Annotated in this window: 14 protein-coding genes; 3 read left to right on the top strand and 11 right to left on the bottom strand. The window is 36.5% G+C overall.

Annotated elements, in window-relative coordinates; all coding sequences use genetic code 11:
- Window positions 1-176: 176 nt before the first annotated feature.
- From accC to pdxA, 9 genes are all read right to left on the bottom strand, one after another.
- Window positions 177-1,517, bottom strand: a complete 1,341-nt coding sequence (gene accC, locus QWY86_RS02475) for an acetyl-CoA carboxylase biotin carboxylase subunit (protein ID WP_290238336.1) — start codon at window positions 1,515-1,517, stop codon at window positions 177-179.
- A 110-nt stretch (window positions 1,518-1,627) separates the two neighbouring features.
- A complete protein-coding gene (accB, locus tag QWY86_RS02470) occupies window positions 1,628-2,104 on the bottom strand; it encodes an acetyl-CoA carboxylase biotin carboxyl carrier protein (RefSeq protein WP_290238334.1) in 477 nt (158 codons plus the stop codon).
- Between the two features lie 153 nt (window positions 2,105-2,257).
- Window positions 2,258-3,256 (bottom strand): beta-ketoacyl-ACP synthase III, encoded by a 999-nt coding sequence (locus QWY86_RS02465; RefSeq protein ID WP_290238332.1) that lies wholly within the window; start codon window positions 3,254-3,256, stop codon window positions 2,258-2,260.
- An 18-nt stretch (window positions 3,257-3,274) separates the two neighbouring features.
- Entirely contained in the window at window positions 3,275-4,213 is a 939-nt protein-coding gene (gene plsX / locus QWY86_RS02460; RefSeq protein ID WP_290238330.1) for a phosphate acyltransferase PlsX, read from the bottom strand.
- A 99-nt stretch (window positions 4,214-4,312) separates the two neighbouring features.
- Window positions 4,313-4,504 (bottom strand): 50S ribosomal protein L32, encoded by a 192-nt coding sequence (rpmF, locus tag QWY86_RS02455; protein WP_231460361.1) that lies wholly within the window; start codon window positions 4,502-4,504, stop codon window positions 4,313-4,315.
- Window positions 4,505-4,519: 15 nt separating this feature from the next.
- Entirely contained in the window at window positions 4,520-5,050 is a 531-nt protein-coding gene (locus QWY86_RS02450) for a YceD family protein (RefSeq protein WP_290238325.1), read from the bottom strand.
- A 423-nt stretch (window positions 5,051-5,473) separates the two neighbouring features.
- Complete coding sequence (locus QWY86_RS02445; RefSeq protein WP_290238323.1) at window positions 5,474-6,316, bottom strand: sulfurtransferase; 843 nt, start codon at window positions 6,314-6,316, stop codon at window positions 5,474-5,476.
- 12 nt (window positions 6,317-6,328) lie between these two features.
- Window positions 6,329-7,492, bottom strand: coding sequence for an MFS transporter (locus tag QWY86_RS02440; RefSeq protein WP_290238321.1), 1,164 nt, complete (start codon window positions 7,490-7,492; stop codon window positions 6,329-6,331).
- Between the two features lie 220 nt (window positions 7,493-7,712).
- Window positions 7,713-8,792: a 4-hydroxythreonine-4-phosphate dehydrogenase PdxA gene (gene pdxA, locus QWY86_RS02435; RefSeq protein ID WP_290238319.1), complete on the bottom strand. Its 1,080-nt coding sequence runs from the start codon at window positions 8,790-8,792 to the stop codon at window positions 7,713-7,715.
- A 177-nt stretch (window positions 8,793-8,969) separates the two neighbouring features.
- On the opposite strand from pdxA, the gene rsmA reads away from it, so the two are divergent.
- Both rsmA and QWY86_RS02425 read left to right on the top strand, forming a co-directional pair.
- Complete coding sequence (gene rsmA, locus QWY86_RS02430; protein WP_290238317.1) at window positions 8,970-9,755, top strand: 16S rRNA (adenine(1518)-N(6)/adenine(1519)-N(6))-dimethyltransferase RsmA; 786 nt, start codon at window positions 8,970-8,972, stop codon at window positions 9,753-9,755.
- Between the two features lie 314 nt (window positions 9,756-10,069).
- Window positions 10,070-10,669, top strand: a complete 600-nt coding sequence (locus QWY86_RS02425; RefSeq protein ID WP_290238314.1) for a thioredoxin family protein — start codon at window positions 10,070-10,072, stop codon at window positions 10,667-10,669.
- A gap of 12 nt (window positions 10,670-10,681) precedes the next feature.
- Here the strand turns inward: QWY86_RS02425 and fic are convergent, their stop codons facing one another.
- Both fic and QWY86_RS02415 read right to left on the bottom strand, forming a co-directional pair.
- The gene (fic, locus tag QWY86_RS02420; protein ID WP_290238312.1) at window positions 10,682-11,230 is read right to left on the bottom strand and encodes a protein adenylyltransferase Fic; all 549 of its coding nucleotides are present in this window, start codon (window positions 11,228-11,230) and stop codon (window positions 10,682-10,684) included.
- Window positions 11,231-11,287: 57 nt separating this feature from the next.
- Window positions 11,288-11,569, bottom strand: a complete 282-nt coding sequence (locus QWY86_RS02415) for an ATP-dependent Clp protease adaptor ClpS (RefSeq protein ID WP_290238310.1) — start codon at window positions 11,567-11,569, stop codon at window positions 11,288-11,290.
- A gap of 196 nt (window positions 11,570-11,765) precedes the next feature.
- Here QWY86_RS02415 and QWY86_RS02410 point away from each other — a divergent pair, with 196 nt between their 5' ends.
- The gene (locus tag QWY86_RS02410; protein WP_290238309.1) at window positions 11,766-12,812 is read left to right on the top strand and encodes a 3-oxoacyl-ACP synthase III family protein; all 1,047 of its coding nucleotides are present in this window, start codon (window positions 11,766-11,768) and stop codon (window positions 12,810-12,812) included.
- Window positions 12,813-12,814 lie beyond the last annotated feature (2 nt).

Below are 12,814 nucleotides of genomic sequence, written 5' to 3'. Positions count from 1 at the left end.
TTTATTGCAAACGAAAGCAAGCTCAAAAACGCTACAAGTTATTGAAAACTATGTGTTTAATTTGATAAATATCAATGTTTTAATGGATGAAAATTGAACAGCCTTTTTTTTTGAAATAAAAAAGGCTGTTCAAAATTATTTTGAACAGCCTTTTGCCAAATGTGAAATTTAGGCAGTTATTCCGAAAATTCGAATGTTTCCATAAATTTTGTTGTGAAATTACCTGCTCTAAAATTAGGGTCTTTCATTAATTGTAAATGGAAAGGAATTGTTGTTTTAATACCTTCGATAACGAATTCTCCCAAAGCACGTTCCATTGTACAAATCGCTTCTTCACGAGTCTGCGCAACACAAATTAGCTTTGCAATCATTGAATCGTAATTTGATGGAATAGAGTAGCCTGCATAAACATGTGTATCTACACGTACACCATGACCGCCGGGAGAATGAAAATTAGTAATCTTTCCTGGCGAAGGACGGAAATTATTAGCTGGGTCTTCTGCATTAATACGACACTCAATCGCGTGCAAACGTGGGAAATAATTTTTACCTGAGATTGGAATACCAGCAGCAACTTTTATTTGTTCTTTAATTAAATCGAACTCAATAACTTCTTCAGTAACCGGGTGTTCTACCTGAATACGGGTATTCATTTCCATAAAGTAGAAGTTGCGGTGTTTATCAACCAAAAATTCGATTGTACCGGCACCTTCATAATTTACAGCTTGCGCACCTTTAATTGCAGCTTCACCCATTCTTAAACGTAGTTCCTCAGTCATAAATGGCGAAGGAGATTCCTCAACCAATTTCTGGTGACGACGTTGAATTGAACAATCACGTTCTGATAAGTGGCAAGCTTTACCAAACTGATCGCCAATAATCTGGATTTCAATATGGCGAGGGTCTTCAATATATTTTTCTAAATATAAACCATCATTACCAAAAGCAGCACCAGATTCCTGACGGGCACTGTCCCATGCGTTTTCGAAATCTTCATCTTTCCAAACTATACGCATACCACGGCCACCACCACCGGCAGTTGCCTTAAGTATAACTGGATAGCCCATTTCGTTTGCAATAGCAATACCTTCTTTTACGCTATTCAGTAAGCCTTCAGAACCTGGAATTGTTGGTACACCAGCAATTTTCATGGTTTCTTTAGCAGAAGCTTTATCACCCATTCCATTAATTTGCTCGGGCGTTGCCCCAATAAACTTGATGTTATATTCACGGCAAATATTCGAAAATTTAGCATTTTCAGATAAAAAGCCATAACCCGGATGGATTGCATCGGCATTTGTTAATTCTGCCGCTGAAATAATATTTGGAATATTTAAGTAAGAATCTTTACTTGGTGGAGGGCCAATACAAACAGCCTCATCAGCAAAACGCACATGTAAACTCTCTCTATCAGCAGTAGAATAAACAGCAACCGTTTTGATGCCCATTTCCTTACAGGTACGGATAATACGCAAAGCGATTTCGCCCCTGTTGGCAATAAGTATTTTTTTAAACATAATTTTTTCGTTTAAATGCCATGGTTAGTGTCTCCACGAACCATTATGTGTTATACGATTCGTGGAGACACAAATCGAGGCTTAAACCAGCTAATTGATTAATTCGCTAATTAAATAGGTTCTACTAAAAATAATGGTTGATCATATTCAACCGGAGAAGCATTATCTACTAAGATTTTAACAATGCGACCAGAAACTTCACTTTCAATTTCGTTAAAAAGTTTCATCGCTTCGATAATACAAACCACTTTACCAGTACCAATTTCATCACCAACGTTAACAAACATAGGTTTTTCCGGGCTTGATGAACGGTAGAATGTACCAATCATTGGAGATTTAATGGTAATGTATTTTGAAGTGTCTTCTGCTACCGGAACAACAGGTGTTGCTGCAACTGGTGCAGTTGGAGCCGTTGCAACCGGAGCCGCTGCCTGTACAAGCGGTGCTTGTGGTACAGTTGCGTGCACTACTGTAGGTGTTTGGTTGGTCTTAATTGTAATTTTGAAGTTTTCTTGCTCGATTGCAACTTCATTTACACCAGAACGAGAAACAAATTTAATAAGTTCCTGTATTTGTTTGATATCCATTTTTTAAGCTTTTATTGTAAAAAATAGTGTTATTGAATTAACTAAGTTATACTTTTTTTGTTTTATTTATAAAGAAAATAGATGCGAGGGCAATATGAAATAGAAATTCTTTATTAAGCATCTACTTATTATCCATTCATTATTTCCAAGTTCCTATTCAGTGTCGTAAGCCCATTTAAGGTAAATAGAACCCCATGTAAAACCACCACCAAAAGCTGCGAGTACAATATTATCGCCTTTTTTTAGTTTGCTTTCCCATTCCCATAAACATAAAGGAATAGTTCCATTTGTTGTATTACCATAACGTTCAATGTTAATCATCACCTTTTCGGTGCTTACACCCATGCGGTTTGCCGTAGCATCAATAATACGTTTGTTTGCTTGATGGGGTACTAACCAAGCTACATCATCAGATGTTAGGTTATTACGCTCCATAATTTCGGCAGCAACATCTGCCATATTAGTTACTGCAAATTTAAATACTGTTGGTCCTTCTTGATGTGCAAAATGTTCTCTAGCATCAACACTTTCGTGGGTAGCTGGTTTTACTGAGCCACCTGCTTTCATGCCTAAGAAATCTCTGCCCGAACCATCTGTCCTTAAAATAGAATCTTGAACGCCGAAGCCTTCCTCATTTGGTTCCAGCAAGGCACATCCACAACCATCACCAAAAATGATACAAGTTGTACGGTCTTCATAGTTAATGATAGAAGACATTTTATCTCCACCAACCACTAGAACTTTTTTATGTCTGCCAGATTCGATAAAAGAAGCACCTGTAGATAAACCGAAGATAAAGCCAGAACAAGCGGCTTGTAAATCATAACCCCAGGCATTGGTTGCACCAATTTTATCTGCTAAAACGTTTGCTGTAGCCGGGAAAGTAAAATCCGGAGTAGTGGTGCAAAAAATAATTAACTCAATTTCCTTTGCATCAATACCGCGTTTTTTAAGCAAACCATTTACAGCATGAACTGCCATATCTGATGTGCCCAAACCTTCACCTTTTAAAATTCTACGTTCTTTAATTCCTGTTCTGCTGGTTATCCATTCATCCGAAGTATCAACCATGGTTTCCAACTCTGCATTTGTAAGCACATAATCAGGAACATAACCATTAACTGCCGTTATAGCAGCGTGAATTTTACTCATTTTAAAAAATTTAAAAATTTATTTAAATGCTGTTCTAATTTTTTCTACTAAACCAGTCGTAATCATTTCTCTTGATTGAAGTACCATGTTTTTAACAGCCAATGGGCTCGAAATCCCATGACCAATAACTACAGGTGCATTAACCCCCAGAACCGGACTTCCGCCATATTGTTCGTAATTAAAACGATCAAAAAATTCATCTTTTAATCCTTTTTTAACTGTCATTACATAAAATGATTCTGCTAATTTAAGCATTACATTTCCAGTAAAACCGTCGCAAACAATTACATCAGCTTTATCATTGAATAAATCTCTTCCTTCAACATTGCCCACGAAATTAAATAAGTTGGTATCTTTCATTAACGGAAAAGTAGCCATGCTTAGCATATTGCCTTTTTCATCTTCTTCGCCAATATTCATTAAAGCCACTTTTGGGTTATCTATTTGCAGTAAGTTCTCTGCATATAAACTACCTAAAGCACCAAATTGAAGTAAAATGTCGGGTTTGCAATCGGCATTTGCACCAACGTCTAATAATAAACCTGTGCCGCCTTTAATTTTTGGAAGGATTGTGCATAAGCATGGGCGAATAATGCCCGGGATGGTTTTAACGCTAAAAACTGCGCCAACCAGCATAGCACCAGAATTACCTGCACTCGCAAATGAATCGATTTTGCCCTCCTTTAAAAGGTTAAAACCAACTGCTATGCTCGAGTTTGGTTTCTGAACAATTGCTTTTGTGGGATGTTCGCCCATACCAATAACTTCATCAGTATGAACGTATTCAAAATGATCTGGATTAAAGCCTTCTTCTGCAAGAATTAGTTTAATCTGTTCGGTATCGCCGATAAGAACAAGATGTTCTCCTGCGTTTAGCGATTGATGAGCTGCTATTGCTCCCAAAACAATTGCTTTGGGAGCATAGTCTCCGCCCATTATGTCGAGGCCTATTTTCATAGAAAAAATCTGTTTGTGTTAGTCAGGTAAATCCTGAATGTTTCAGTTGACTAAGGTATGACTAAAGCCGCTGAAAACACAAACAATTTTTTAAGAAAATTACCCGATTTGAGTATTTTCGATAACCAATTTACCGTTATAGTATAGGTTACCATCAACGTTATATGCACGGTGAGGTACGTGGATAGCACCTGTAGTTGCGCAAGTTGCTAAAGAAGGAAGCTCAGCTTTATAGTGCGTTCTTCTTTTATTTTTTCTCTGTTTCGAGATTTTCCGTTTTGGATGTGCCATTGGTGTATAATCTAATTATTTTTTTAACTTATTAAGTGCTTCCCAACGTGGGTCGCTATTTTGTTCTTTTTCTTCGTTCTGCTTTTCAATAGAAAGGTTTTCCAATCTATCTATCATTTCCTGGTCGCAATCCTTACCACCTTGTTCGCAGTTTTTAATATATGGCACCGCAACGTTTATCATTTCGTACAACGGTTTCGATATATCAACAGATGTTTCTTTTCTGCTTAACGAAACAATTTCTTCGTCATCGCTTTCCAATTCATCTTCTTCAAACTTTACAATTTGTCTTTCGTACAAATTAATCGGTAAAGCAAATTCCGACAAGCATTTATCGCAATCTAAATTAACAGTACCTAAAACTTTAAATTTTAAAATCAACATGGTTTCTTGTTTATCAAGTTCCAGGTCAACTTTTAAGTTTCCAGTTTTAATCATTGAGTACTCAAATGCGCCAAAAAAGGTGTCATCAAGCTCATAATCAAAATGATGGCTTCCCAATTTTAATCCGGTAAACGGTACAGAAAATTGTTTTAGCGGGTTCAAAGTACTGTAAAATTTTAGCCTGCAAATGTAGGGATAAAATAGTTAGATAAAAAATGTTTTTTAAAAAATTGTTGTTCTTGAGCGCACAGATAGCGAAGAATATAATTTTACGAAAATCAGTTTTATTGCTTATCGGTTACTTCAGTCCCGCTTTTCGTTTCAATCTTTTGGCGCAACTTACGAAGTATCTTCCAGGCCTACTTCCAGGCTTCTTAAGTTTGGTAAGCCAAAAGTATTTCCACAGCAATCGGGTTTAAATAACTTCTTCAGAAATTCTTATCAAGGTTTAACCACCCCTTGCCCCTCCTAAATTAGGAGGGGAGTTGTATCTGCTAATATAAATTGTTGTGCTTATTTTAAAGTTTAATATGCATAAACTACAGAAATAAGGGTTTAAATAACCTCAACTTATATAAGACAGTATTAATCCTTAGCCAGAATCATTTCCTTATTATTTCTGCTCCACTCACTCCACGAGCCAACATAAAGCTTCGGAATTTGCAACCCGGCATAATCCATAGCTAAAAGCGTGTGGCAAGCTGTAATACCCGAACCACAATGCACAACCACATTTTCGGGTTTTACTTTTGCTAACGCTTCGGTATATTTTTCCCTTAAAATTTCTGGAGATAAAAATCTACCATCGGCATCTAAGTTCTCTGTAAAAGGAATGTTTGTGGCGCCGGGAATATGTCCGGCAATCTTATCTATTGGTTCAGTTAAGCCCGCAAACCGATTGGCATCGCGAACATCAATCACAATAAAATCATTCATTTTCGATACTTTTTCTATTTCGTCGATATTAGCTAATGGTAAGCTCCAATTTCCAACTTCGTACTTTTCAACAGATTTTGGTATTTCTATTTTGTCTGTTGTAGGGAAACCCGATTTTATTGCCGCCTGGTAACCCCCATCTATCACCTGCACTTTTTCATGCCCGATTGATTTTAACATCCACCATAGTCTTGCGGCGGCATTTCCACCGTTTTTATCGTCATAAACAATTACATGGCTATGTTTAGTAATTCCAAGTTTTTGTAAAACCTGCGCAAACTCTTCAAGGTTGGGTAGAGGATGTCTGCCGCCTTTTGCAAAATCATCAATGCTAGCTAAATCTTCGTTTACATCAACGAAAAGCGCACCAGATAAATGCTCATTTTCATATCTGGATTTTGAGCCAGCACTGGCATCCAGAATCACAATTTCTTCATCAAAATTTAACCAGGTTAAATCTTCGAGTTTTATAATTGGAAGAAGTTTACTCATAGAATTAATTTATTATTTTTTAATTAAAGCATAAATGCCCAATATTGGTCCGATTGCTAAAACCATATAAAGATAATGCGAATTCATTTCTTTTGATAGGATATTAATAATTTGAATGCTGATTATGGTAATGGCGAAACCTACACAGTTTACAATGGTTAACGACGTACCCTTTAATGATTCGGGAGCGTTTTTAGCAACTAATGATGAAAATAAAGGCGAATCTGCAGTACCTGCCAAACCCCATATAAAGAGAAATATCAAAAAAATATAAACCGAACCGGAAAACAAAAATATTGGAGAAAGCAAGCAACATATTCCAGATATGGATAGTGCAATTGTTGCAATATTTTTAGCCCCAAATTTTTGAGAAAGTATGCCGCCAACCATGCAGGATAAACTGCCTGATGCGATAATTAGAAACGCGAAAAGTGAGATATTTAAAGATGAGTTTTGGTGCATATTGTTGTAAAGTAAAAGCAAGCCCGGTAAAAAGGCCCAGAAAGTGTACAACTCCCACATGTGCCCAAAATAACCGAAAGCTGCTGAACGGAAATCTGCGTCTTTAAATCCGCTAAAACTGGCTTTAAAATTAAATTTTTGTCTGGCGACCCTGAAAGGCCCATTTGGAACGAAAATGAAAACGCAAGCAGCTCCAATTAATGATAGAAATGAGGTAGCGTAAATAACATATTGCCAGGCAAAATCGGTTGTAAATGTTTTTAATAAATGTGGAAATGCGGTGCCTAAAACCAATGCACCAACTAAAAAACCTAATGATTTCCCTAAGCCATCTTTATAGTAATCAGCGGCAATTTTCATTCCTACCGGGTAAATCCCAGCAAGCATAAAGCCTGTTAAAAAGCGAAATAACAGCAAAAGGTTTGCATCTGATATTGGTAAACTCACGCCTAAATTGAATAAGGCTGCTGCAATGCCGCAAATAAAAAACACTTTGGATGGTGAAAAAATATCGGATATGGCGAACACTGCAAAAACTAAAGTTCCGGTGATGAAACCCAGTTGTACCATGCTTGTAAGGTTGGCTAAAAGGTTTAATTCTGTCGGGAAGTTTTTAATAATATCTAGTAGAACAGCATTGCCCGCAAACCATAGTGAAGTGCAGAGGAATTGAGATATTACGATTATTGGGAGTATTTTTTTAGTGCCGCTCATTTTTTGTCTGTTGCACAATTTTAACTAAAATAAACCTGATAGAAGTGGAAATATTTTTTTTTGCTATTACGAGAAAGATTGCCACGTCGTTCCTCCTCGCAATGACGAAAACGGGAGAAATGGCAGGAGTTTAAAAAAGATTGCAACGAATAGCAGGACTATCAGAACCGATGAAAAACTGAAACTGCTTTTCTAAAAAAAAATAAAACTTTAATTGGCTTTAAGAAGCATCATCTTTAATATCGAACTGATTTTCGACAATTTTGCCGCCCGTTCTGAGTTGGTTGCTCAGCATTTCTTCTTGCTCCCTGCGTTTTTTAACAATGTGGATTGCCGAAAATAATGCTTCAGTAAATGAAGTAGAATCTGCAAGATTTTTACCTGCAATATCATAACCTGTGCCGTGGTCGGGAGAGGTGCGAACGAAATTTAAACCCGCTGTATAATTAACACCATTGTGGAAAGCCAAAGTTTTGAAAGGAATTAAACCCTGGTCGTGGTACATGGCTAAAACCGCATCAAATTGTTTATAACTGCCATTTCCGAAGAAACCATCAGCAGGGTATGGCCCGAAAACCATAACGCCTTTGCTATAGGCTTCCTCAATTGCAGGTGTAATAATTTCAGCTTCTTCAGTACCAAGCAAGCCATTATCACTGGCATGGGGATTCAAACCTAAAACCGCAATTTTTGGTTTTTCAATCCAGAAATCCTTTTTCAAGCTATCGTTTATTAAACGGATTTTGTTGATAATTTTCTCTTTTGTAATTGCCGTTGGTACAGCCGCCACAGGGATATGTCCGGTAACAACGCCAACACGCAAACCTTCGCTAATTAAAAACATCAGCACATCTTTACTGCCGCTTTTTTCTTGCAGATATTCGGTATGACCCGGAAAAGCAAAGGTATCTGATTGTATATTGTGTTTATTAATTGGTGCGGTTACTAAGGCATCGATATCGCCGTTTACTAAATCTGCAGTTGCTCTTTCCAACGATAAAAGGGCATATTTTCCACCAATTTCGGTTACCTGACCAAGTTCTATTTTAACATCTTCTTCCCAGCAATTAATCATATTCGCTTTTTTTGCTTGCCCTTGATTTGCGTGGTTAATTACGTTAAAACTAAATTCTCCAAGGTTATTCGCCTTTCTATGAAAAGATGAAACCTTTGTATGGCCATAAACTATTGGTGTGCAGTAATTTAAAATAGCGGGATTAGATAATGTTTTGATAATTACCTCTAAACCTATACCGTTCACGTCGCCTATACTAATGCCTATTTTAAGTTTATCGCTCATAATTAATGGAAAATTTTAGCGCAAAATACTGATTTTCGTTTAAACAGGGGCTTACCGAATAAAAATTAGTTATTTTGTAGAAAATATCTCGCCACTGAAACACAGAATACACGGAGTATTGATTGAAATGCTTTTAGTATTTTGGAACGTGTTTCTCTGGCAAACGAAATTATTGTAATGAGTTTAGTAAAAGCAAAAAAACATTTAGGTCAGCATTTTTTAACTGATAAAGGCATTGCAAACCGCATTGTAGAAAGTTTGGTTAATACTGACAAATATAATCAGGTTTTAGAAGTTGGTCCGGGAATGGGGATTTTATCTGATTTTTTGCTTCAGCGTCAGGATTTGCAAACCTACCTTATCGATATTGATACGGAATCCTATCATTTTTTAAACGAAAAATACCCACAATTGGGTGATAGGCTAATAAATGGCGATTTTTTAAAACTAAATTTTGATGATATTTTCCCAAATCAATTTGCCATAATTGGTAATTTCCCTTACAATATTTCTTCACAGATATTATTTAAAATTTTAGATAATCGGCATAAGGTTGTAGAAATGGTGGGCATGTTTCAAAAAGAAGTTGCGCAGCGTTGTGCTTCTCCGGCAGGAACAAAAGATTATGGTATTTTGAGTGTTTTTCTTCAGGCTTACTATAAAATTGAATACCTTTTTACTGTAAAACCCGGAACATTTAATCCACCTCCAAAAGTGCATTCGGCTGTTATTCGCCTAACCAGAAATGAAGTTGAAACCTTGGATTGCGATGAAAAATTATTCTGGCGTGTGGTTAAGGCTGGTTTTAATCAACGTAGAAAAACTTTGCGTAATGCGGTATCGGCAGTAATGCCAAAAGATAAAATGGATGACCATATTTATTTCGAGAAACGTGCCGAACAATTAACCGTTGTTGATTTTGTGGCGCTAACACAACATGTAAGTAAGTTGATGGAGGCTTAGATTGAAGGGCAGGATTTGTTTTGTGATTTTTTTAAGGCCTTATCACAGTATTTCCGTTTTACTTAAATCCGGCCTAACAAATTTTTAGGAATATTCTGTCCAAGCCAAAGTACAAACTTAAGTACAAAAATTTTCAGCCGGCAATTTTGTTTCTTTTGTTACCAAAAGAAAAGAGCCTGTCTGGCTAAGACAAAAATTGAAAATACCATATGATTCTTAAAATTCAATACTTAATTACTCAAAATTTCTTGCAAAGCAATGATTAACTTATGCTAATTTCTACTTTCCTTTGCCGCATAAAATTATGAAACAACATGGTTAACTACAGCGAAATTTTCGACCAGCAAGGCATGGACTATCAAATTTATAGAGCATTGGTAGACCAACTTTTATTAGAAGGAAAAGCGACGGGTGATGTCTCGTACGATTTGCACTATACAAAAATGAATGTGCAAAGGATGAGCCGCGTAGATAAAACCGCTAGTTTAACCGATGCCTTGACCACCGTTATTGCAAACTTAAATGCTAATTATAAGTTTTTAGTTATTACCGAAGGTTGGTGTGGTGATGCTGCACAAATTGTTCCTGTATTTAACAAAATTGCGGCTGCATCTTTAGGTAAAATAGATTTAAAATTTGTATTGCGTGATAAAAATCTGCCATTAATAGATGCTCATTTAACAAATGGCGGCAGGGCAATTCCGGTTTTAATTATTCTGAATGAAAACGCTGATGAAGTTTTAGCAACTTGGGCACCACGTCCGCAGGTTTTGCAAGGGCTTTTAAAGGAATGGAGAGAAGAAACTACTGAAATGACGATTTTAGCAGAAAGGCTTCATAGCTGGTACGCAAAAGATAAAACCTTAAGTACGCAGGCTGAATTACTGGAAGTTTTAAAAGGGTTGGAAAGTTAGATATTAGAGAATTCAATCTTCTTTTTTGTAGCCTTCGTAATAATATGATTGTTCAATACCTTTCATAATAACGTCCCGGCTGTCAATTTTTTCCGTTAAATTAGCAATAAGAAGCGTTCTCAATTCCAAATCATTAATTGGGCTACGTTCCATAGCTTGTAGATAGAGCGTTTTATCTATAAATTGCCAATCTACTAATCTTTGAAGGTTTTGTTTTAGAATCATATCTAACCAAATCCGCATCGTTCTACCATTTCCTTCCATAAAAGGATGTGCAATGTTCATTTCTACGTATTTGGCTATAATTTCTTCGAAACTGTTTTCAGGCATTTGTTCTATTTTTGCCAAAATCTCATTTAGATATAAGGCTGTTGCAAATCTAAAACCTCCTTTAGAAATATTTAATGTCCTGATTTTTCCTGCAAAATCATATAAATCAATAAATAAGTATTTGTGTATCTGCTGTAACCCTTTAGTGGTGCCAACTTCTATATTAGCAATGTCTCCACTCTCAAATAAACGGAAAGCATTTTCTATACTTAATTTGTCGATATTTTTCATTTTTTGGTTGAAATCAAAGACTTTATATTTTACGCGTCGATATTCGGTTTGGCGTACCTAATCAACAGAAACAGTCAAACCCTCTTGCTGCAAAATTTTTCTATAAACTTCCATTTCTGTAAAAGAACCTTCTAAAACCGGGCATTTACCATCATTGTGCACTTTCCACGCAATTTTTTCAGCTTGCGCTTCGTTATAGTCTAAATATTTCATCATGCAATAAATTACATGGTCGAAAGTATTTACATCATCATTCCATAAAATTAAACGATGTACAGTTTTTAAGGAAGTTAAAATTTCTTCGAGCGTAAAGGTCTCTTCTTTTGTTTCTGTAGACATGGCGCAAAAATAACTATTTTTATGGAAGATATTATACTTTTATGGGAAGAGGTAAAATGTATAATGGATGATGGTTTGAATCAAAGAATTAAGATGTTTTGTCACATTTTGCATTCTAAGTTTTCCATTTTACTTCCATTTAACATCATCCATCTTCCACTAGTTTTAATACATTTACTAACAAAAATATAATCGTATGCATCAGTCTAAAATTGCAGGAATAGGTTACTACGTTCCTAAAAATGTATATACCAATAATGATTTGAGCCGTTTTATGGAAACCAGCGATGAATGGATTCAAGAAAGAACTGGTATTAAAGAACGTCGCTTTGCAGATAGAAACGAAGAAACGACCACCACAATGGGCATCGAAGCTTCGAAAATCGCGTTGGAGCGAGCAGGAATTACTGCAAAAGATGTAGATTTTATCGTTTTCGCAACACTAAGTCCTGATTATTATTTTCCTGGTTGTGGCGTTTTACTACAACGAGAAATGGGCATGGGCGAAATTGGTGCCTTAGATATTCGTAACCAATGTTCGGGGTTTGTTTATGCACTTTCGGTAGCCGATCAGTTTGTAAAAACGGGTATGTATAAAAATGTTTTGGTTGTCGGTAGCGAAAAACATTCCTTTGCTATGGATTTTGAAACCCGAAGCCGGAATGTTTCGGTAATTTTTGGCGATGGGGCAGGAGCAGTTGTGCTCCAGCCAACAGACGAAAAAGGTAAAGGAATTTTAAGTACGCATTTACACAGCGATGGCGCCGATGCTGAAATTTTGGCAATGTATTATCCAGGCTCTCACGCTAATAAATGGATGAAAGATAAACCTGCTTTTCCAGAGCAGGAGTTGGGTGGTTTGTTCATGACCCCAGAAATTTTAGAAAGTGGAGCAGCTTTACCATACATGGATGGGCCTTCAGTTTTTAAAAAGGCCGTTGTTAAATTTCCGGAGGTGATAAAAGAGGCATTGGCAGCAAATAATTTAACGGAAAAAGATATCGATATGCTGGTGCCGCACCAGGCAAATTTACGCATAAGCCAATATGTTCAACAATTATTAGGTTTGAGAAACGATCAGGTTTTCAATAATATTCAAAAATATGGAAACACAACGGCAGCATCTGTACCGATTGCGCTTTGCGAAGCCTGGGAAGAAGGAAAAATAAAAGATGGCGATTTAGTTTGTTTAGCAGCTTTTGGTTCTGGTTTTACCTGGGCAAGTGCGCTTATCCGTTGGTAAAT

This window comes from Pedobacter aquatilis (genome assembly GCF_030409415.1).
Taxonomy (GTDB): domain Bacteria; phylum Bacteroidota; class Bacteroidia; order Sphingobacteriales; family Sphingobacteriaceae; genus Pedobacter; species Pedobacter aquatilis.
Note: the sequence above shows the minus strand (reverse complement) of the source record. Positions and strands in the feature narration are given on the sequence as shown.